At 61.9% G+C, this 18,932-nt stretch carries 18 protein-coding genes; 7 read left to right on the top strand and 11 right to left on the bottom strand.

All coding sequences use genetic code 11. The features are described from left to right. Window positions 1-2 precede the first annotated feature (2 nt). Window positions 3-668, top strand: coding sequence for a flagellar hook capping FlgD N-terminal domain-containing protein (locus tag ACXAC3_RS04855; RefSeq protein ID WP_475157398.1), 666 nt, complete (start codon window positions 3-5; stop codon window positions 666-668). Then, window positions 640-1,599, top strand: a complete 960-nt coding sequence (locus tag ACXAC3_RS04850; protein ID WP_475157393.1) for a phosphotransferase family protein — start codon at window positions 640-642, stop codon at window positions 1,597-1,599. Before ACXAC3_RS04855 ends, ACXAC3_RS04850 begins: the two co-directional genes overlap by 29 nt. Here the strand turns inward: ACXAC3_RS04850 and ACXAC3_RS04845 are convergent. The 5 genes from ACXAC3_RS04845 to ACXAC3_RS04825 form a co-directional block, all read right to left on the bottom strand. Then, complete coding sequence (locus tag ACXAC3_RS04845; protein WP_475157389.1) at window positions 1,594-2,895, bottom strand: NAD(P)/FAD-dependent oxidoreductase; 1,302 nt, start codon at window positions 2,893-2,895, stop codon at window positions 1,594-1,596. The two genes, ACXAC3_RS04850 and ACXAC3_RS04845, sit on opposite strands and share 6 nt — an antisense overlap. Beyond that, window positions 2,892-3,710: an ABC transporter permease gene (locus ACXAC3_RS04840; protein WP_475157382.1), complete on the bottom strand. Its 819-nt coding sequence runs from the start codon at window positions 3,708-3,710 to the stop codon at window positions 2,892-2,894. The genes ACXAC3_RS04845 and ACXAC3_RS04840 overlap by 4 nt, the downstream gene beginning before the upstream one ends. Next, window positions 3,707-4,597: an ABC transporter permease subunit gene (locus tag ACXAC3_RS04835; protein WP_475163375.1), complete on the bottom strand. Its 891-nt coding sequence runs from the start codon at window positions 4,595-4,597 to the stop codon at window positions 3,707-3,709. The genes ACXAC3_RS04840 and ACXAC3_RS04835 overlap by 4 nt, the downstream gene beginning before the upstream one ends. Then, complete coding sequence (locus tag ACXAC3_RS04830) at window positions 4,597-5,724, bottom strand: ABC transporter ATP-binding protein (RefSeq protein WP_475157379.1); 1,128 nt, start codon at window positions 5,722-5,724, stop codon at window positions 4,597-4,599. The genes ACXAC3_RS04835 and ACXAC3_RS04830 overlap by 1 nt, the downstream gene beginning before the upstream one ends. A gap of 69 nt (window positions 5,725-5,793) precedes the next feature. Next, window positions 5,794-6,879, bottom strand: a complete 1,086-nt coding sequence (locus ACXAC3_RS04825; protein WP_475157377.1) for a polyamine ABC transporter substrate-binding protein — start codon at window positions 6,877-6,879, stop codon at window positions 5,794-5,796. A gap of 140 nt (window positions 6,880-7,019) precedes the next feature. Here ACXAC3_RS04825 and ACXAC3_RS04820 point away from each other — a divergent pair, with 140 nt between their 5' ends. Continuing rightward, window positions 7,020-7,703 carry a GntR family transcriptional regulator gene (locus ACXAC3_RS04820; RefSeq protein ID WP_475157372.1) on the top strand — a complete coding sequence of 228 codons (684 nt, stop codon included), beginning with the start codon at window positions 7,020-7,022 and terminating at the stop codon, window positions 7,701-7,703. Window positions 7,704-7,778: 75 nt separating this feature from the next. Continuing rightward, window positions 7,779-9,176, top strand: a complete 1,398-nt coding sequence (locus ACXAC3_RS04815; protein ID WP_475157368.1) for an aspartate aminotransferase family protein — start codon at window positions 7,779-7,781, stop codon at window positions 9,174-9,176. A gap of 30 nt (window positions 9,177-9,206) precedes the next feature. Here ACXAC3_RS04815 and ACXAC3_RS04810 read toward each other — a convergent pair whose 3' ends face one another. After that, window positions 9,207-10,091, bottom strand: a complete 885-nt coding sequence (locus tag ACXAC3_RS04810; RefSeq protein WP_475157365.1) for a LysR family transcriptional regulator — start codon at window positions 10,089-10,091, stop codon at window positions 9,207-9,209. Window positions 10,092-10,187: 96 nt separating this feature from the next. On the opposite strand from ACXAC3_RS04810, the gene ACXAC3_RS04805 reads away from it, so the two are divergent. Continuing rightward, window positions 10,188-11,495, top strand: coding sequence for an aminotransferase class I/II-fold pyridoxal phosphate-dependent enzyme (locus ACXAC3_RS04805; protein ID WP_475157362.1), 1,308 nt, complete (start codon window positions 10,188-10,190; stop codon window positions 11,493-11,495). Between the two features lie 48 nt (window positions 11,496-11,543). Here the strand turns inward: ACXAC3_RS04805 and ACXAC3_RS04800 are convergent, their stop codons facing one another. Together ACXAC3_RS04800 and ACXAC3_RS04795 are read right to left on the bottom strand one after the other, a co-directional pair. Beyond that, on the bottom strand, window positions 11,544-12,836 hold the full coding sequence (locus tag ACXAC3_RS04800) for a lytic murein transglycosylase (RefSeq protein WP_475157356.1): 1,293 nt from the start codon (window positions 12,834-12,836) through the stop codon (window positions 11,544-11,546). Window positions 12,837-12,923: 87 nt separating this feature from the next. After that, complete coding sequence (locus ACXAC3_RS04795; protein ID WP_475157351.1) at window positions 12,924-13,637, bottom strand: helix-turn-helix transcriptional regulator; 714 nt, start codon at window positions 13,635-13,637, stop codon at window positions 12,924-12,926. A gap of 82 nt (window positions 13,638-13,719) precedes the next feature. Here ACXAC3_RS04795 and ACXAC3_RS04790 point away from each other — a divergent pair, with 82 nt between their 5' ends. After that, the gene (locus tag ACXAC3_RS04790; protein WP_475157346.1) at window positions 13,720-14,418 is read left to right on the top strand and encodes a glutathione S-transferase family protein; all 699 of its coding nucleotides are present in this window, start codon (window positions 13,720-13,722) and stop codon (window positions 14,416-14,418) included. Continuing rightward, entirely contained in the window at window positions 14,415-14,801 is a 387-nt protein-coding gene (locus ACXAC3_RS04785; RefSeq protein WP_475157344.1) for a DUF1801 domain-containing protein, read from the top strand. Before ACXAC3_RS04790 ends, ACXAC3_RS04785 begins: the two co-directional genes overlap by 4 nt. Here the strand turns inward: ACXAC3_RS04785 and rnr are convergent. The 3 genes from rnr to dapE are packed head-to-tail and all read right to left on the bottom strand — an operon-like array spanning window position 14,792 to window position 18,827. Then, window positions 14,792-17,050: a ribonuclease R gene (gene rnr / locus ACXAC3_RS04780; protein ID WP_475157339.1), complete on the bottom strand. Its 2,259-nt coding sequence runs from the start codon at window positions 17,048-17,050 to the stop codon at window positions 14,792-14,794. The genes ACXAC3_RS04785 and rnr overlap by 10 nt on opposite strands. Before the next feature lie 58 nt (window positions 17,051-17,108). Next, window positions 17,109-17,684: a TIGR04282 family arsenosugar biosynthesis glycosyltransferase gene (locus ACXAC3_RS04775; RefSeq protein WP_475157337.1), complete on the bottom strand. Its 576-nt coding sequence runs from the start codon at window positions 17,682-17,684 to the stop codon at window positions 17,109-17,111. A 3-nt stretch (window positions 17,685-17,687) separates the two neighbouring features. Beyond that, a complete protein-coding gene (gene dapE / locus ACXAC3_RS04770) occupies window positions 17,688-18,827 on the bottom strand; it encodes a succinyl-diaminopimelate desuccinylase (protein ID WP_475157332.1) in 1,140 nt (379 codons plus the stop codon). Window positions 18,828-18,932: the final 105 nt, after the last annotated feature.

The raw sequence follows: 18,932 nt of genomic DNA, 5'->3' as shown, positions 1-18,932 counted from the left end.
GGATGATCACCGCAACGCAATCAACGGCCCAGACCAACACGCAACCCCAGCCGGCGACACAGTCAAGGACCTCGGCCCTGACATCCGATTTCGAAACCTTCCTGTTGATGATGACGACGCAGGCGCAGAATCAGGACCCGCTGGAGCCGCTGGATTCCTCGGAATACGCCTCGCAACTGGCGCAGTTTTCAATGGTTGAACAGCAGGTCCAGACCAACGACTTGCTGTCCGAACTGGCGCTGTCGCTGGGCAGTGTCAACCTTGAGGAACTTGCAAGCTGGGTGGGTATGGATGTCCGCACGGCAGGGGCCTTTCACTTTGATGGCGCACCCGTGACCCTTTTCGCGCAGGCGGATGCCGCGGCGGACGGCGCGCAGATCGTGATCCGCGATCAGGATGACACGGTCATCGACAGGTTCCCGGTATCCGCATCTGAGATGGAATTCGTCTGGGCCGGAACCGACAGCGAAGGCACTCCGCTTACCGCCGGAAACTATACCGCAACGCTGGAAAGTTATGACGGGGAAGAGTTGCTTTCAGAAAAACTGGTGTCCGCCTACAACCGGGTGATTGAGGCCCAGGTGGGTGACGACACCGTCCTTCTGACACTGGAAGGTGGTCAGGTCGTTCCGGCCGGGATTGTCTCGGCCGTCCGAACCGGAGCTTGATCTGCGGGGCCGGACAGGCGAAACCTATGCAACCTTCGATTCGCTTGCTGCATCGGTGACCCAACTGTCTGACCCGACCTTCCCGCCATTGGATCTTGTTGACGACCTGCGCCGCCGGGGGCTTCTGGACGCCGACGCGCAGTTCCAAACGCTGTATGGCGGGCGCACAAATCAGGTCTGGAAGGTGCTGGGGGAAAATGGCGGCAAGGTTCTGAAACTCTACCGCACCGCGTTCCGCAACCCGCTTTTCCGAAACGACGCAGAGCTGGAGGCCGAGTGCTTGCGGGCGCTTGAATCGTCGGGATTCGTCCCGCGTTTGCGCGCGGCGGGGCAGCATGAAAACAGCCGCTGGGTCTTTTACGATCACGCACCCGGGTCCCCCTGGAAGAAAGGGCCAGCCCGCGTGGCCAGGTTGCTTCGCCACCTTCACAGCCTGGATTTGGCCGTGCAGGCGCCCGAAGGATGCAATGGCAGCGCGGATCTTGCCCGACACGGGCAGAGCATTCTGCAAGGCTGTAAGTCAGATACGCGCCACGACCTTCAGCGGTTGTGTCCAAGCGAAGCGGTGCCACCGACACCGCACACATGCCTGATTCACGGCGACCCGGTTGCGGGAAACATTCTTGTCGCGGCATCCGGCCTGACCCTGATTGACTGGCAATGCCCCGCGCAGGGGGATCCTTGCGAGGATCTGGCGTTGTTCCTGTCGCCTGCGATGCAGCACCTGTATCGCGGCCCGCCCCTGTCCCAAATGGAAGAAGATCAGTTTCTGGACGCCTATGATCACCCGGAATTGACGGACCGGTACAGAACCCTGCGCCGATGGTTCGCGTGGCGGATGGCGGCCTATTGCCTATGGCGTGTCGAAAACGGCGCGCCGGATTACGCGGTGGGTCTTGAACTGGAAACCGCCGCGCTGCAGTCGTCATAGATCGGCAAGCGCCATCAGGGCATAGGCGGGCGGCATCAAAATGCGCCGCAACGGCCCCAACGGGAACCGTGCCGGAGGTTGCGACATCGGATCGGGCAATCCGGCGTCCTTGCCCAGAGCCAACCGCGCCAGTGCCCGCCCGCAATAGGTGCCCATCGCCACGCCGTTGCCGTGATAGGCCAAGCCGGCGAACATCCCCGGCTGATCCGGAACAGGCACTGCAAAAGGCACCAGCCCCCGGGACAGGCACACCAGGCCCGACCACATATGCGTCACGTCAACGCCGGACCATTCCGGAAACATGCGCCTGAAATCGCGCCGGGCTTTTTGACGGATTGCCGCTTCGGCCCGCGGAGAGGACCGAAGGCCGCCCCGCATCCCGAACAGGAACCGCCGGTCCGGCATCAGCCGGAAATAGTGCAGCAGATGACGCGTGTCGTAACACATCTGATCAGTGGTCCAGCCCTGCGCCCGCACTTCGGCATCCGACATCGGACGCGTGACCAATACCGTGGACTGCGCGGGCATGTAGCGGCCAGACAACCAGGGCGGGATATCCTCGCTGGAATATCCGTTGGTGCAGATCAGCACTTGCGACGCCGTGGCCCGGCCCGACGCCGCCAAAAGGTCAAAGCCGTGCCGTGTTCTGCGGATGCTCTGAACCGCGCTTTGGCTGAAAACGCCGGCACCCAGCGATCGGGCAGCCCGGGCGAGACCGAACAGGTACTTCCTTGGGTTCAGCCCAAAGCCCACCGGAACGGAATAGCCGCCGTGAAATGCCCCGCCGAACCCCTGCCCCGGCAAGTCGGCGGCCTCGTGCAACACCCCTGATGCGTCCGCGGTACGGCGCAGGCGCTCCATCGCGCGCGGGTTGTGGGCAAGCTGCGTTTCACCCTTCGAATGCACATCCGCGTCGATCCGGTGTGCCGCCATAAGGTCCGAGACAAGATGAACGGCATCCGCTTCGGCCTGTGCATAGCTTTGCGCGGAACCTTCCCCGAACCGCCGGGCCATGGTGGCCGGGCTCAGCTTGGAGCCGCCCAGACAGCAAAACCCGCCGTTCCGGCCCGAAGCGCCCCAACCGGGCGTACCGGCCTCGAAAACAGCGACCGTGGCCCCGGCATCGGCCAGGTGCAACGCAGCCGAAATGCCGGTGAAACCGCCACCGACAATGGCGACATCAACGCTGAGGTCGCCGCTGAGAACCGGCCAGTCCGGGCTGGCAATCGTCTCGTCCCACCAACATTCCGCGCGCGGACCGGGCCCATAGGCATAGGCTGGAAACACCCGTTTCATTCGACCCGCGCAGCAGCCATTTCATCCTGTTTTTGCCGCACCATCGCGCGTTTCGTGACCAGAGACGCGGTGATGACCCCCACCGTCACCACCGCGATCATGATCGTCGACAATGCATTAATCTCGGGGCTGACACCCAGACGCACGGCAGAGAAAATCTTGATCGGCAGGGTCGTGGCCGACGGGCCCGAGGTGAACGACGCGATCACCAGATCATCCAGCGACAACGTAAAGGCCAGCAACCAGCCCGAGATCACCGCCGGCGCGATGATCGGCAATGTCACCAGACGGAACGCCTGCGCGGGCGAACAGCCCAGATCCAGCGCCGCCTCTTCCAGCGACTGGTCGAAGGTCACAAGGCGCGAGGACACGACGACCGACACGAAACACATCGAAAAAGTTGTGTGGGCCAGCACGATGGTCAGGATACCGCGATCCAGACCGATTCCGATGAACAGCAGCAACAGCGACAGGCCGGTGATCACTTCGGGCATCACCAGCGGCGCGTAGATCATGCCCGAAAACAGCGTTCGGCCAAAGAACCGCCCACCGCGAACCAGCACATAGGCCGCCGCCGTGCCGAGAATGGTCGCAAGAGTTGACGAGAATACCGCAACCCGCAAGGTCACCCATGCAGCGTCCAGAAACGCCTGGTTCTGGACCAGTTCGCCGTACCATTTGGTCGAGAATCCGGCCCAGACCGTCACCAGCTTGCTTTCGTTGAAGCTGAAGATGATCAGGATGATCATCGGGATGTAAAGAAACGCAAACCCCAGCGTCAGCGACACCGCGTTGAACCAACTGAGCCTGTTCATCGTTCGGCCTCCGTCTGCTTTTGCTGGTTGCGCTGGAACAGCACGATCGGAACCACGAGGATGAGCAGCAGGACAACCGCCACCGCGCTGGCCACCGGCCAGTCGCGGTTGGAAAAGAACTCCTCCCACAGAACTTTGCCGATCATCAGCGTGCCTGACCCGCCCAGCAACGAGGGGATTACGAACTCACCGATTACCGGGATCATCACCAGAAAGCACCCGGCGATGATGCCGGGGCGCGACAGCGGGATTGTCACCAGCCAGAACGCCTGAACACGCGAACAGCCCAGATCCTCGGCCGCTTCGATCAGGGATTCGTCCATTCGCTCCAGCGCGGAATAGATCGGCAGGATCATGAAGGGCAGGTAGGTATAGACAATGCCGATATAGACCGCCGTGTTGGTATTCAGAATGGTCAGCGGGGTCGAGATGATGCCGATCCACAGCAGGAACTGGTTCAGGTAGCCTTCGTTGCTGAGAATCCCCATCCACGCGTAGACGCGGATCAGGAACGAAGTCCAGAACGGCAGAATGACCAGCATCATCAGCGTCGGGCGCCATTCCGCAGGCGCGCGGGCCATACCATAGGCGATGGGATAGCCGACCAGCAGCGTCAGCAAGGTCGAAATCACGGCGATCCTGACGCTGGACAGATAGGCTTTCCAATAAAGATCATCTTCGGTCAGCCAGACGAAGTTCTCGAAATCCAGCTGGCTGAAGAACTCTTTGATCCCGGCCCAGCCCTGCGACAGGTCCAGCGTCGGCGTATAGGGCGGGATCGCCAGCTCGATATCCGACAGCGAGATTTTCAGAACGATGAAAAACGGCACCAGAAATAGGGCCAGCAGCCAGACATAAGGAACCGCAATCAGAAACGCGCGGCGCATCAGCTGGCCAACAGAACCGCAGCCGTCGCTGTCCAGGACAGCCAGACCGGGTCTTCCCATGTAAACGACCGGCGCGAGATGCGGCGGGTATTGGCCGTTTGCGCCTTGATGATCGTGCCGTTCGGCAGCTCGACGTGATAAGTCGACAGGTTGCCCAGATAGGCGATGTCATGCACTTTTCCCTGTACCGCGTTGATCGCGTCGGTCGGACGGTCGGCCGAAATCGTAACCTTTTCGGGCCGGATCGCCAGATGGCATCCCTGCCCGTTCGACAAACCCGCCGACGAGGTTGCCGTCAGCGGCGCCTGACCTTCGGCCCAGTCGATCTGATAGGTGTCATCCCCGTTTGCGGTGGCGCGACCTTCGATGATGTTCACATCGCCGATAAAATCGGCCACATAGACTGAATTCGGGTTTTCATAAATCTTGTCCGGCGTCGCCACCTGCATCAGCCGGCCCTGATCCATCACTGCCACGCGGCTGGCGACGGTCATGGCCTCTTCCTGATCGTGGGTCACAATCACAAAGGTGGTGCCGGTCTTTTCCTGAATGTCCATCAGTTCGAACTGCGTGTCCTGCCGCAGCTTCTTGTCCAGCGCCCCCAGGGGTTCGTCCAGCAACAACAGCTTGGGCGCCTTGGCCAGTGACCGCGCCAGCGCCACCCGCTGACGTTGCCCGCCCGAAATCTGATGCGGCTTGCGTCGGGCGAATTGTTCCAGCCGGGTCAGGCGCAGCATTTCCTCGACCCGGTCTTCAAGGTCGTGTTTGGGCATGTTGTCCCGGCGCAGGCCAAAGGCGATGTTGTCCCAGATGCTGAGGTGAGGGAACAGGGCGTAGGACTGGAACATCATGTTCACCGCCCGCTTGTTCGGCGGGATCGGGTCGATATCCTGTCCGCCCAGCAGGATGTGCCCCTCGGTCGGGGTTTCGAACCCGGCCAGCATCCGCATCATCGTGGTCTTGCCGCAGCCCGAGGGGCCCAGCAGGGCAAAGAATTCTTTCTCGAAGATATCCAGGGACAGATCGTCGATGGCCGTGAATTCTCCAAACCGTTTGGTGACATTCCGGAACTGGATCAAGGGTTTCGCCTGCGGGTCATCCCACGGCGCAAAGACGTCAGAGTTCAAAACGGCCCCCGTTCGACTATCTGAAAAAAGGGGCAAGGCGGACGGGCCGCCTTGCGCAGACAGATCGGATCAGGTGCCCGATTTTATCTTGGTCCACAGGCGGGTAACGGTCCGCTGTGTTTTCGCCGGATAGGGTGTCGTGATGTAGAGGTTCTGCATCGTGGTATCATCCGGATAGATCGCCGGATCGCCAATCACATCCTCCTCAAGGAACTCCTGCGAGGCCTTGTTGCCGTTGGCGTAATACACATAGTTCGACGCGGCCGCCATGTTATTGGCGTCCAGAATGAAGTTCAGGAACTGATGCGCGCCCTCGGGGTTTGGCGCATCCGCCGGAATCGCCATCTGGTCGAACCACATCAGCGACCCCTCGGCAAAGGGGTGGTATTCGATTTCCACACCGTTATCCGCCTCGGCCGCACGGTCCCGCGCCTGCAGGATGTCGCCCGACCAGCCGACGGCCAGACAGATGTCGCCATTTGCAAGCGCGTTGATGTATTCAGAGCTGTGGAATTTCTGCACATAGGGGCGCACATCGGTCAGGACCTCTTCGGTCTTGGCGATGACGTCCTTGTCGTGGCTGTCGGGATCTTCACCGATATACTGCAATGCCATCGGAATGATCTCGGTCGGCGCGTCCAGGAAATGCACGCCGCATGAGGCCAGCTTTTCCATGTTCTCGGGCTTCAGCACCAGATCCATGCTGTTCAGCGCAACATCATCGCCCAGCACTTCCCTGACCTTGGCGACATTCACCCCAAGGCCCGTTGTGCCCCACATGTAGTTGATGGAATACGCGTTGTCCGGATCATAGCCCGCGGTGCGTTCCTGAATGACGTCCCACAGATTGCCCGCATTCGACAGTTTCGCCTTGTCCAGTTCCTGAAAAGCGCCGGCCTGAATCTGGCGCTGCAGAAACGTCCCGGTCGGCACCACCACATCATAGCCCGATCCCCCGGCCAGCATTTTGGTTTCCAGAACCTCGTTGCTGTCGAACACGTCATAGACAAGGGTCAGACCGGTTTCGGCCTCGAACTTCTCCAGCAGTTCTTCGTCGATATAGTCGGACCAGTTGTAAACACGCACCTCTTCAGCGAAAGCCGCCGAAGTCCCCAATGCGATGACCGCTGTCATGGTCAGCGTTTTGATTGACATTTTATTCTCCCTGCAAGTGTACGGGTATTTTCCCGTTTTTTTGGATTTGATCAAGTTTTGCGTTTTCCCCTGATCCCGCGTATGGTTTCACGGGGTCTGGCACCTGACAAGTTAACTTCAATGGAAACAGGGCAAATCGATTGGATTTGATCAAAAATACGGCACCCGGATCAACGTCGGGTGATCAGAAACGGCCCGCGCATGAGACGGTGTATCAGACCCTCAGGTCGCAGATCCTGTATGGGGAACTGGTGCCTGGGCAGCCTGTGACCATCCAGGGCCTGACCGATTCCCTTGGCGTTGGGATGACGCCGGTGCGCGAGGCGATTCGTCGGTTGATTTCAGATGGCGCGCTGGTGTTTCAGGGCAACCGTCGGGTCAGTGTGCCCTTGTTGTGCGACGGTGATGTTCAACAGCTGATTTTTGCAAGAACATCAATAGAATCAGAGCTTTCCAGGCGCGCGACAAGCAAAATGACCGCCTCGGACATCGACCGGCTTGAGCGGTTGGATCAGCGTCTGGATCGGACCATCGCGGATGGCGACGTCAGCGGGTATCTGCATCTGAACCATGTGTTCCACGAAACCTTGTATGCCCATGCGGACGCACCGATTCTCAGCGATCTTGCAGAACGGCTGTGGCTGCGATTCGGTCCGTCCCTGCGCGTGGTCTGCGGCCGGTTTGGCACTCAGAGCCTGCCAGATCGGCACAAGGACATCATCTCGGCCCTGCGCGCCGGCGATGCCGAAGGCGTGGCGAAAGCAACCGCGCAGGACATCGAACAGGGGATGGAACTGATGGCGGACGCGCTGACAGCCCCCTAGCGCCACCCGATTCGATTGACAGGAAAAAATTTGATCATATTGTGATCGCCAACCTCGCTTGCAGGAGATTCTTTGATGTCCATCATCACCAATCACATGCCGACCGCCGAATTGCAGGCGCTGGATGCGGCGCATCACATGCACCCTTTCTCGGCCAACGGGCCGCTGGGAACCGAGGGCGCGCGTGTGATCACGCGGGCCCGGGGCGTTTACCTGACCGACAGTGAAGGCGAAGAGATTCTGGACGCCATGGCGGGCCTGTGGTGCGTCAATATCGGCTATGGCCGCGACGAACTGGCCGAGGCCGCAGCCCGCCAGATGCGCGAGCTTCCCTATTACAACACGTTTTTCAAAACGACCCACGTGCCCGCCATTGCACTGGCCGCGAAACTGGCCGAAATCGCGCCGGGTGATCTGAACCATGTCTTTTTCGCCGCAGGCGGGTCCGAGGCCAATGACACCAACATCCGGTTGGTGCGCACTTACTGGGCCGAGAAGGGCCAGCCCGACAAGAACATCATCATCAGCCGCAAGAACGCCTATCACGGTTCCTCCGTGGGCTCGGCCTCGCTCGGTGGAATGGCCGGGATGCATGCGCAGGGCGGCATCCCGATCCCGAACATCCATCACATCAACCAGCCGAACTGGTGGGCTGAAGGTGGCGACATGACGCCCGAGGATTTCGGACTGGCCCGCGCGCGCGAGTTGGAAGAGGCAATTCTGGAACTGGGCGAAGACCGGGTCGCGGCGTTTATCGCAGAACCGGTGCAGGGCGCTGGCGGCGTCATCGTCGCGCCGGATACCTACTGGCCCGAGATTCAGCGCATCTGCGACAAGTACGATATCCTTCTGATCGCGGATGAGGTGATTTGCGGCTTTGGCCGCACCGGCAACTGGTTCGGATCGCAGACTGTCGGGATCAGGCCGCATATCATGACGATCGCCAAGGGCCTCAGCTCGGGCTATGCGCCCATCGGTGGCTCGATCGTCAATGACGAGATCGCCGAGGTGATCGGCAGAACCGAGTTCAACCACGGATACACCTATTCCGGTCATCCTGTCGCGGCTGCCGTGGCGCTGGAAAACCTGCGCATCCTCGAAGAGGAAAAGATCGTCGACCACGTCCGCGATGTCGCCGCCCCTTATCTGAAAAAGAAATGGGAAGCTCTGGTCGATCACCCGCTGGTGGGCGAGGCCAAGATCGTGGGCATGATGGCGTCCATCGCGCTGACACCGGACAAGGCCAGCCGCGCCAAATTTGCGTCGGATCCGGGCACGGTCGGCTATGTCTGCCGCGACCGCTGTTTTGGCAATAACCTGATCATGCGCCATGTCGGCGACCGGATGATCATTTCACCACCGTTGATCCTGACACCTGAGGATATCGACGAGATGTTCGTCCGCATCCACAAATCGCTGGATGAGGCGCAGTCTGACATAATTGAACAGGGGCTGATGAAAGCCGCGTCTTAAGCCAGGGTTGCCGATCGACGGTGGACGCTCTCAGGCACTGTCGGTCAGCAATGCGACGACCTGATCTGTTTCAGAGCGCCGCTGCTGTTTTCGGGGCTGTTGCAGCACAAGCGACTGTCCCGCGAAACATGAGGTGCTGTGCATCCGCCTCAACTCTCCGGCGGACAGCGCGTCTTCGATCAGACACAGATGCCCCATAAGCGCTCCTGCCCCTGCCTTGGCCTCTTCTACCGCCAGGCTGTACAAGGAAAACTGTGGGCCGCTTTCCGGGTCCTGTATGGGAACGCCGGTTTCCTGTGACCAAAGGGACCAGTCCTGCGCCCAGGTCAGGTCATGCAAGAGAGGCAAGGTGTCAAAGCCGTTATCGCCCCGTGCACGATCCAGAAGTGCGGGGGCACAGACGGGGGCGATTTCGTCCCGGCAAATGCTGATCTGGCATGAGGAACCGTTGGGAACGGCAAAGAAAATCGACAGGTCGAACAATTCCCGTGACAGGCTGGGCGGGCTTTCCATCGCGGTGACCGAAAAGCTGATCTTGGGAAATTGCGCGCGGATCTTGCCAAGCCGCTTCGGCAGCCAGAGCTGAGCAATCGACGGAAGGGCCGCGATGTGAAATTCGGCGTCCGGCTTGAGGTTGCGCAGGGCGCGGGTGGCATCTGCAAGCCCGTCAAAGGCCGATGTGAAACCCGGCACAAGGGCCTTTCCTGCCCGGGTCAGCTCGACACCCTGCGCATTTCTGCGAAACAGCGGCATTCCGGCCCAGCCTTCCAACGTCTTGATATGCTGAGAAATCGCGCCGGGCGTGACATTCAGCTCTTCGGCGGCGGCGACAAAGCTGACGTGGCGGGCGGCGGATTCAAAGGCGCGCATGGCGTTCAGGGGCGGGCCTTTGGGGCGCTTGGGGGCGACACTCATTTTATAGCCTTAGTTTTTCTACGGCAAGAAATAGCAAATCTGCTTTGCGTTGTCATCGTTCGGCTTCCAAGATGGGCGCGACCAAGGAGGCGTGACATGACACTTGCACAAAGAGACTGGGTACCCGGCAACTGCGAAACTCTGGTTCAGGAAATCGCGACCCGCGCCGCGTCGACTTCTTCCGGGGCGCTTCTTGAACGGATCGGGGATCTTGCGGAACAGAACCGCGTTATCCATGAGGAAATGTGTTTCAACCTCAACCCTGCGACCAATGTGATGAACCCAAAGGCCGAGGCGCTTTTGTCCTCGGGCATCGGCTCGCGCCCGTCGCTTGGTTATCCCGGCGACAAATATGAGATGGGGCTGGAAGCGATAGAAGAGATTGAGGTGATCGCCGCTCAGCTATGTGCCGAAGTCTTTGATGCGCAATATGCCGAAGTGCGGGTGCCCTCCGGGGCCATCGCCAATCTTTATGGCTTCATAGCGACCTGCAAGCCGGGTGACACTATTATAGCGCCACCGGCATCCATCGGCGGTCACGTCACCCACCACGTTTCGGGATGTGCCGGTCTTTACGGTCTGCGTATCGTCGAAGCCCCGGTCAATGCCGACGGCTATACCATCGATCTGGACCAGTTGCGCGCCCTTGCCCTGTCTGAACGCCCCAGGCTGATCACAATCGGGGGCAGCCTGAACCTGTTCGAACATCCTGTGGCCAACATCCGGGCAATCGCTGATGAAGTCGGGGCGAAGGTCATGTTTGACGCCGCCCATCAATGCGGGATCATTGCGGGGCGGGCGTGGTCAAACCCCCTGACCGAAGGCGCGCATTTCATGACCATGAGCACCTACAAAAGCCTGGGCGGGCCTGCCGGCGGCCTGATCGTCTCCAACGACGCCGCGATTGCAAAAGCGCTTGATGCCATCGCTTTCCCGGGCATGACGGCAAATTTCGACGCGGCGAAAACGGCGGCTCTGGCGGTGACGATGCTGGACTGGAAGGATTTTGGCACCGCCTATGCGCAAGAGATGATTGCTATGGCGCAGGCGCTGGCCGCGGCGTTGGATGCAAATGGCGTGCCGGTGTTTTCCGGCGCGCATGGGTTCACCAACTCGCACCAGTTTGCGGTTCTGGCACAGGGCTTTGGCGGCGGGCAGGCAGCGTCCAAACAGTTGCGCAAAAACGGGTTCCTCGGCTGCGGCATCGGCTTGCCTGTTCCAACGGTCGAGGGTGATATGAACGGGCTTCGGATCGGCACGCCCGAACTGGTGCGCTGGGGTATGACCTCCGGGGACGCAGCGCGACTGGCGGATCTGATCCGGCGCGGGTTAAACGATGAGCCGATCCAGCCCGAGGTCGCCGCCTGGCGGAAAGAGTTCTCGCGCCTGCATTTCGTGCACTGAGTAAGGACGGCTACGGGTACAGGCGGCGGCGGGCCGCCTGACACAAGGCTACCGCAACCGCTCCAGCAAGTTCAGGCTGGCATATCCATCGGGCAGCAATCCCTGAGCCAGTTGATAGGCGCGCACGGCGTTGGTCGTGTTTGGCCCGATGCGGCCGTCAACGCTCTGCGTGTCGAATCCGGCTTCGGTCAGGCGAGATTGCAGTTCCTTGCGCTCCGTAAAGCTCAGCACCCGGTCATCGCGCGGCCATGCGGCGTGGAAAGGGGCTTGCCCCGCCAGTCTGTCGGACAGGTGGCCTATGCCGATCACATATGCGTCCGCGCCGTTATAGGCCTCGATCACCCTGAAATTGTCAAAGATCATCAGCGCCACGCCCTGCCCGCCCGCGGGCAGCAGGATCGCCGCCTGCCCGTGATCCGGCACAGGCTCGCCCTGCGGCGTCATGACCCCGCGATCCGCCCATTCCGACGGCAACAGGGTAAGATCCCGTCTGGCCAGCGCATAATCGAACCCCCTGGGCAGGCGCACTTCGACGCCCCAGGGTTGCCCCGGCGTCCAGCCGTGCCGCGTCAGATAAGCCGCCGCCGAAGCCAGCGCATCGGTCGGGTCGTCCGACCAGATATTGCGCCGCCCGTCACCGTCGAAATCCACCGCGTGATCCAGATACGAGGTCGGCATGAACTGCGTATGCCCCATCGCCCCGGCCCAGCTGCCGACCATGTCCGCGGGGCGGACATCCCCGGCCTGAACAATTCGCAACGCAGCGATCAGTTGGGATTCGAAAAACGACGCACGCCGGGCATCAAAGGCCAGGGTCGCCAGCGACCGGATCGTGTGATCGCTGCCCCGGAACGTCCCGTACGAGGTTTCAAGCCCCCAGATCGCCGCCACCAACTCTTTCCTGACGCCATATTCGGCCTCGATCCGGGTCAGCGCCGCGTGATGGCGCGCCAGCCCTGCACGGCCATTGGAGACGCGCGCGTCGGAAACCGCTGCATCCAGATACTCCCAGATGGGTCTGGAAAACTCGGCCTGATTGCGGTCGCGGGCGATGACCTCTTTGTCATAGGTCAGGCCTGCCAGCGACCGGTCCAGCGTGGATGCTGTGATGCCCTGCGACAGCGCCCGCTCACGGAACGCCCCCAGCCACGCCTGAAAGCGCGCATTTCCTTCGGTCGACACCCGGTACTCCCTTGTCGATGGCCGCAGGACGGGCCGGATCGACACCGCCACATCCGCCGAGGCCAGCTGATACGTGCCGGGCTGATTGCCGTCCGGTGACTGTGATGAATGTCCTGTTGGATCCGCCTGTAGAACGGATGCCCATAGTGCGGCGGTCATGACGCCACCTGTGCATACACGCATTCCGAATTGTCCTGATCACTGCTCGACAGCAGGATAGCGCAAAATCGGAAATTCACAAAGCGCTCAGGACGGGGGATCACACTCTTTTGCCTCCCGCTCGGCGCGGATCTGCGCCAGCGCCGCGCGCAGCATCGGCACCCGGTTGGGTCTGAAACTGTCGTCGGTCACCGTCATCTCCTGCATCCGGTCCAGCCGGAAGACGCGGAAATCCTCGCGCAGGTGGCACCATGACAGCAGCACGCTGGCGCGATCCATATAGACGATACTCAGCGGGCTGACCCGGCGTCGGGTGTCGTCCCCCTTGGCGTCGGTATAGGCGAACTGAACGACCCGCTCGTCCCAGGTCGCCTGCCGCAGGCTTGAAACGTCGATGGTTGGTTTTTTCGGGCGGTCAAAACGTGTCGCCGTCAGGACGGCGTGGCTCAGCCGATGAGATTGCCGGTGCGGTAAGCGCCCCTGCAACTTGTGCAGCGCTGCACCGGCCGCGTCCGAAAGGCCGGGGTCGCCGATCGCCTGCACTTCGCGCAGACCCAGGACCAGCGCCTCAAGCTCATCGTCGGTAAAGCCCAGCGGTGGCAGGGTGGCGTCTTCGATCAGGGTAAAGCCAAACCCGGCCTCGCCGTCGATTACCGCGCCCAGGCCGCGCAACGCGTCGATGTCGCGATGAACCGTTCGGGGCGATACGCCGAGATCCTGCGCCAGCTGGACCGAGGTCTTGGGTGACGGGCCAGAGCGCAGGGCTTGCATCAGCTGAAACAGGCGGGCGGTGCGGGACATACTGCAAGCTACCCTAAACCTGATGACAGGAACTGTCATTAGCCCAACGTATCCCTCTGGCATCCCAATCATGGAGCCACCGATGCTGACCCTACTGACCTTCCCTTCTGCCTTTGGCCTGTTCAGCGCCAGCCCCTTCTGCGTCAAGACCGCCCTGATGCTGCAACGATCCGGCCAGCACTGGCAGCGGTCGGATATGCTGGACCCCAGAAAGATGCCGCATCAGAAGCTGCCGGTTCTGCGCACGCCGGATCGCCTGCTGCCGGACAGCGACCTGATCCGCGACTGGCTGGAAACGCAGGGTGCCGACTTTGACAAAGGTCTGAGCGATGTGCAGAAAGCTCAGTCCCGCGCGCTGATCCGCATGGCCGAAGAGCATATCTATTACCACATCGTTCTGGACCGCTGGGGCAATGATCAGGTCTGGCCGATCCTGCGGGACACGTTTTTCAGCGAAATCCCGGCCCTGATCCGCCGGCCCGTGACCAACTCAATTCGCAAATCCGTGCTGAAACGGATGGATGGTGTCGGTGTGTCGCGATTCTCGGACGCAGATCGCACGGACAGGCTGGAACGCGATCTGGAGGCGATCTCGGCCTTTCTGTGGCAGTCGCCGTTTTTGCTGGGCGAGCACCCGACCGCGGCAGATATGAGCGTTGGGCCGGTTCTGGGCGCGATGCGCGCGACACCTGCGGAAACGGCGCTGACCCGTCGGATCAAACAGGATAACCTGCTCAGCAGCTATATTGACCGCATCGAACAGGCGATCCCGCTGACATGACACCGTTTGACGACCCTGCCGTAGAAGCCGCTTTTCAGGCATTTCCCGAAAACACCCGCGCGGGTGTTCTGGCCCTACGCAAGCTGGTATTTGAAACGGCAGGGTCGCTGCCCGCGGCGCAACCCCTGCAAGAGGCGCTGCGCTGGGGTCAGCCTGCCTATCTGGCGCCCAAAGGCTCTACGATCCGGCTGGGCGGGCACAAAGCTGCAAGCTTTGCCCTGTTCGTGCATTGTCAGAGCCGCCTCATGGGCGACTTCACCTCGGCTTTTCCGGGTGAGGATCGGATCGACGGCAATCGCGCTGTGCTGTTCGACGACCCGGATCAGATCGACGATACCCGCCACGGCTGGTTGATTGCGCGGGCGCTGACCTATCACCTTTGACGGCGTTTGCGTTCGACCTTGCGCTTGATCTTGTCTTTCTTGCGCTTGGCGCTGACCGCCTTGCGGCGGGTCGGCCGGCCTTTCGGACCACGCCCGCGCGGCAAAGCCTGATCGTCGATGGACAGCAGTTCCAGTTCCAGCCCGCCGGTCACTGGCGTCGCCTCGGTCAGACGCACGGTGACATGCTGGCCGATGGCGATGATCAGCCCGGTATCCGAGCCCATCAACGTCCCCGCCTCGCGGTCGAAATGAAAGAACTCGCGCCCCAGGGAGCGTACAGGCACCAGCCCATCTGCGCCGGTTTCGTCCATCTTCACGAAAGCGCCAAAGCGGGCGATGCCGCTGATCCGGCCCGAGAACTCATTGCCTACCCGCTCGCTCAGATAGGCCGCCAGATACCGGTCGGTCGTGTCACGCTCGGCCATCATCGAGCGGCGTTCCGTGTCCGAGATATGCGTGGCTGTTTCGTCGAGCCGCGCGATTTCATCCTCGGTCAACCCGTCCTGCCCCCAGCCATGGGCCGAGATCAGCGCGCGGTGCACGATCAGGTCGGCATAGCGGCGAATGGGCGAGGTGAAATGCGCATAGTTCCGCAGCGCCAGCCCGAAATGGCCGAAATTTTCAGGGTTGTAATAGGCCTGCGCCATCGACCGCAGCGTCGTCAGGTTGATCAGCTCAGCATCCTCGGTCCCTGCCGCCGCATTCAGAAGCGCGTTCAGATGCCGGGTTTGCAGCACTTGTCCCTTGGCCAGGTTCAGACCCGCCGCCTGCGCCGTTTCCCGCAGGCTTTCCAGTTTCTCGGGCGCGGGTTCCTCGTGTACCCGGAACAGCAGCGGACGGCGCTTGGCGATCAGGGTCTCGGCGGCGGCCACATTGGCGAGGATCATGAATTCCTCGATCAGCTTATGCGCGTCCAGCCGGTCGCGGAAAGCCACGCTCTCGACCTCGCCCTTGTCGCTGAGCACGATCTTGCGCTCGGGCAGGTCCAGTTCCAGTGGCTGGCGCGCAGCGCGCGCCTTTTTCAACGCGGCGTAAGCGGCATAGAGCGGCTTCAGCACCGGCTCCAGCAAAGGCCCGGTGCGGTCATTGGGGGTGCCGTCTATGGCCTCCTGCACTTCGGCGTAATGCAGCGACGCGGCCGAGCGCATCAGCCCGCGCACAAACCGGTGGCCGATCTTGTTGCCATCGGCGTCGATCTGCATCCGCACCGCGATACAGGCGCGCGGGACGCCTTCGTGCAGCGAGCACAGATCGCCCGACAGGCGGTCCGGCAGCATCGGCACAACGCGGTCAGGGAAATAGCTGGAATTGCCCCGCTTGCGCGCCTCGCGGTCCAGCGCGGTGCCGGGCTGCACATAGGCGGCGACATCAGCGATGGCGACCCAGATCACATGGCCGCCGGGGTTTTTCGGGTCATCATCGGCATGGGCATAGCAGGCGTCGTCATGATCCCGCGCATCCGACGGGTCGATGGTCAGCAACGGCATGTCGCGCAGGTCCTCGCGCCCCTTCAGGCCGACGGGTTTGGCCTTGTCGGCCTCGGCAATCACCTTGTCAGGGAAATCGTCGGGGATGCCGTGCTGATGGATCGCAATCAGCGACACCGCCTTGGGGGCCGAGGGATCGCCCAGCCGTTCCACGATACGCGCCCGCGGCAGACCCATGCGGTTCTTTGGCCCGGCCTGTTCGGCCTCGACCAGCTCCCCGTCTTTTGCGCCCATCACGGCCCCATCATGGACCAGCCATTCGTTCTGCCCGGTCTTGTCGATGGGCACAATCCGCCCGCCCTCAGCCCCCTTGCGGAATATACCCACGATCTTGCGCGGGTTGGTGCCGATGCGGCGGATCAGGCGCGCCTCGTAATTGTGGTCTTCCTCATGCACCACGGTCAGCCGGGCCAGAATGCGGTCGCCCTCGCCCAGCGCCGGATCGCTGGCGCGGGCGACGATCAGGACAATCGGCTCAACCCCTTCGCCATGCCATTCCAGCGGACGCGCGAACAGATCGCCATCGGCATTGGGCGCCTTCACCTGCAATACGCTGACCGGCGGCAGACGATCCGGGTCGCGATAGCTGCGCTTGCGCTTTTCCAGATGGCCCTCGGCCTCAAGCTCTTTGAGGATGCGCTTCAGGTCGATGCGGTCCGCGCCCTTGATGCCAAAGGCCTTGGCGATGTCACGTTTCGAGGTCAGGGTTGGGTTCGCCGAGATCCAGTCCAGGACCTCTTGCTTGGTGGGGATGCGAGTCATGGGTTCGGCCTAGCACGGGGATGCGACTGCGTCATGACCAAAAAAACCACTGCGCGGCTCAGGCGTGCAGATCGGCCACCGTATCGACATCGCGCAGCGTGTCCAAAAGCGCCACGCGGCACCCACGGACCGAGGCCAGCGTATCGGCCAGCGCGTGTTCGGTGGACCAGCGAACCTTGTCGAACAAGCCGGAGGGCAGCGCGCCATACCGTTGCGCGCCCACCAGCCAATAGCCGCCATCCGGGGCCGGACCGAACACCATCTGCGCCCGCCCCAGCGATTGAAACGCCCGCGCGATATGTGCGCGTCGGATGCCGGGAATATCCGCGCCGATCAGGCAGACCGGCCCTTTCGGCATGCCGCGCAGCATCCGGCCCATGCGATCCCCCAAATCCCCCCGCCCCTGCGCCGCGCGTGGCAGGTCGGCGGGCCAGACGCGGCTGATAAGCCCCGCGTGATCGGGCGAGACCGCCAGAACGATCTGCCAGCGCGGGTCGCGCAATCGCCGGATCAGCGACCGGGTCTGATGGCGGAACCACCAGGCCGCGCCGACCATACCGATATCGCGCCCCAACCGGGTCTTGACCCCGCCCGGATGCGGCTCTTTCACCATGATCACCAGAGTGCGCTGCATGGATCAGGCGAAATAGTCCCGCAGGATGCGTGTGTAGATCGCCTTGAGCTTTTCGATCTGCGCCACCTCAACGCATTCATCCACCTGATGCATCGTGCGACCGACCAGACCAAACTCGACCACCGGACAGTGATGCTTGATGAACCGCGCGTCCGAGGTGCCCCCTGTTGTGGACATCTCGGGCTGAATACCGGTTTCCGCCTCGACCGCCCGGGCCACCAGATCGGACAGCGGGCCGGGCGGGGTCAGAAAGCTCTCGCCCGAGATTTTGATGCGGACACCCACCTCGACGTCATAGGCGTCGGCCACGGAACGGGCCTCGGCCTGCAACCACTCGCTCAGGCTCGCGCCGGAGTGCAGGTCGTTGAACCGGATATTCACCGCCCCAGAACATTGCGCCGGGATCACATTGGTCGCTTCGTTGCCCGTATCTATGTTCACAACCGCCAGAGTCGAGGCGTCGAAATGGTCCGACCCGCGATCCAGTTCATGACTGGCCAACCGGTCCATCAGCCGCGCCATGGCGGGCAGAGGGTTCCTTGTCCGGTGCGGATAGGCGGAATGGCCCTGCACGCCGGTCACCGTGAACCACGCGGTCATTGATCCGCGGCGCCCAATCTTCATCATCTCGCCCATGGTGTTGGGGCAGGTCGGCTCGCCCACCAGACAGACCGACATCTTCTCATCGGCCTCAGCCATGTAGTCCAGCAGCGCGGTGGTGCCGTCCACAGCGTCACCCTCTTCATCGCCGGTGATTGTCAGGATGATGGCACCTTCCGGCGGCGTGGCGCGCACGAAATCGACCGCCGCTGCCGCAAAGGCCGCCACGCCGGATTTCATGTCTGTGGTGCCGCGCCCGTACATCACGCCATCGCGAATTTCGGCGCCAAAAGGCGGCATCGTCCACGCCGCCTGATCCCCGACCGGCACGACATCGGTGTGGCCGTTGAAGCCAAAGCTGCGCGCATGGCCCTTGTTGCCCCATCGCGCGAACAGATTGCTGACGCCGCCGCGATCGACGCGCGTGCAGCTGAACCCCCCGTCCGACAGCAGAGTCTCCAGCAGAACCAGTGCGCCGCCTTCCTCGGGTGTGACCGATGGGCAACGGATCAGATCCGCTGTCAGCTGTACCGGATCTGTCATGGATTGGCCCCCTTGGATTGTGCGTGCGCAGGTTCACGCACAGATTCAACGATTTGGACAGATTGCCAACCCCAACACGCCCAGATTGGCCTGCTTTTTCGCCCA

The sequence above is a fragment of the Ruegeria sp. ABV4_181 genome (assembly GCF_056158465.1).
This window is presented reverse-complemented; position numbering and strand designations above follow the sequence as displayed.

Bases quoted from the DNA above. Each gene is read 5' to 3' on its own strand.
- ACXAC3_RS04835 (WP_475163375.1), bottom strand. From the start codon at position 4,597: ATGCGCCGCGCGTTTCTGATTGCGGTTCCTTATGTCTGGCTGCTGGCC.
- ACXAC3_RS04810 (WP_475157365.1), bottom strand. From the start codon at position 10,091: ATGAGTGTCGCCCCCAAGCGCCCCAAAGGCCCGCCCCTGAACGCCATG.
- ACXAC3_RS04815 (WP_475157368.1), top strand. From the start codon at position 7,779: ATGTCCATCATCACCAATCACATGCCGACCGCCGAATTGCAGGCGCTG.
- ACXAC3_RS04845 (WP_475157389.1), bottom strand. From the start codon at position 2,895: ATGAAACGGGTGTTTCCAGCCTATGCCTATGGGCCCGGTCCGCGCGCG.
- ACXAC3_RS04775 (WP_475157337.1), bottom strand. From the start codon at position 17,684: ATGCAGCGCACTCTGGTGATCATGGTGAAAGAGCCGCATCCGGGCGGG.
- dapE (WP_475157332.1), bottom strand. From the start codon at position 18,827: ATGACAGATCCGGTACAGCTGACAGCGGATCTGATCCGTTGCCCATCG.
- ACXAC3_RS04795 (WP_475157351.1), bottom strand. From the start codon at position 13,637: ATGTCCCGCACCGCCCGCCTGTTTCAGCTGATGCAAGCCCTGCGCTCT.
- ACXAC3_RS04805 (WP_475157362.1), top strand. From the start codon at position 10,188: ATGACACTTGCACAAAGAGACTGGGTACCCGGCAACTGCGAAACTCTG.
- ACXAC3_RS04855 (WP_475157398.1), top strand. From the start codon at position 3: ATGATCACCGCAACGCAATCAACGGCCCAGACCAACACGCAACCCCAG.
- ACXAC3_RS04800 (WP_475157356.1), bottom strand. From the start codon at position 12,836: ATGACCGCCGCACTATGGGCATCCGTTCTACAGGCGGATCCAACAGGA.
- ACXAC3_RS04785 (WP_475157344.1), top strand. From the start codon at position 14,415: ATGACACCGTTTGACGACCCTGCCGTAGAAGCCGCTTTTCAGGCATTT.
- ACXAC3_RS04790 (WP_475157346.1), top strand. From the start codon at position 13,720: ATGCTGACCCTACTGACCTTCCCTTCTGCCTTTGGCCTGTTCAGCGCC.
- rnr (WP_475157339.1), bottom strand. From the start codon at position 17,050: ATGACTCGCATCCCCACCAAGCAAGAGGTCCTGGACTGGATCTCGGCG.
- ACXAC3_RS04840 (WP_475157382.1), bottom strand. From the start codon at position 3,710: ATGAACAGGCTCAGTTGGTTCAACGCGGTGTCGCTGACGCTGGGGTTT.
- ACXAC3_RS04825 (WP_475157377.1), bottom strand. From the start codon at position 6,879: ATGTCAATCAAAACGCTGACCATGACAGCGGTCATCGCATTGGGGACT.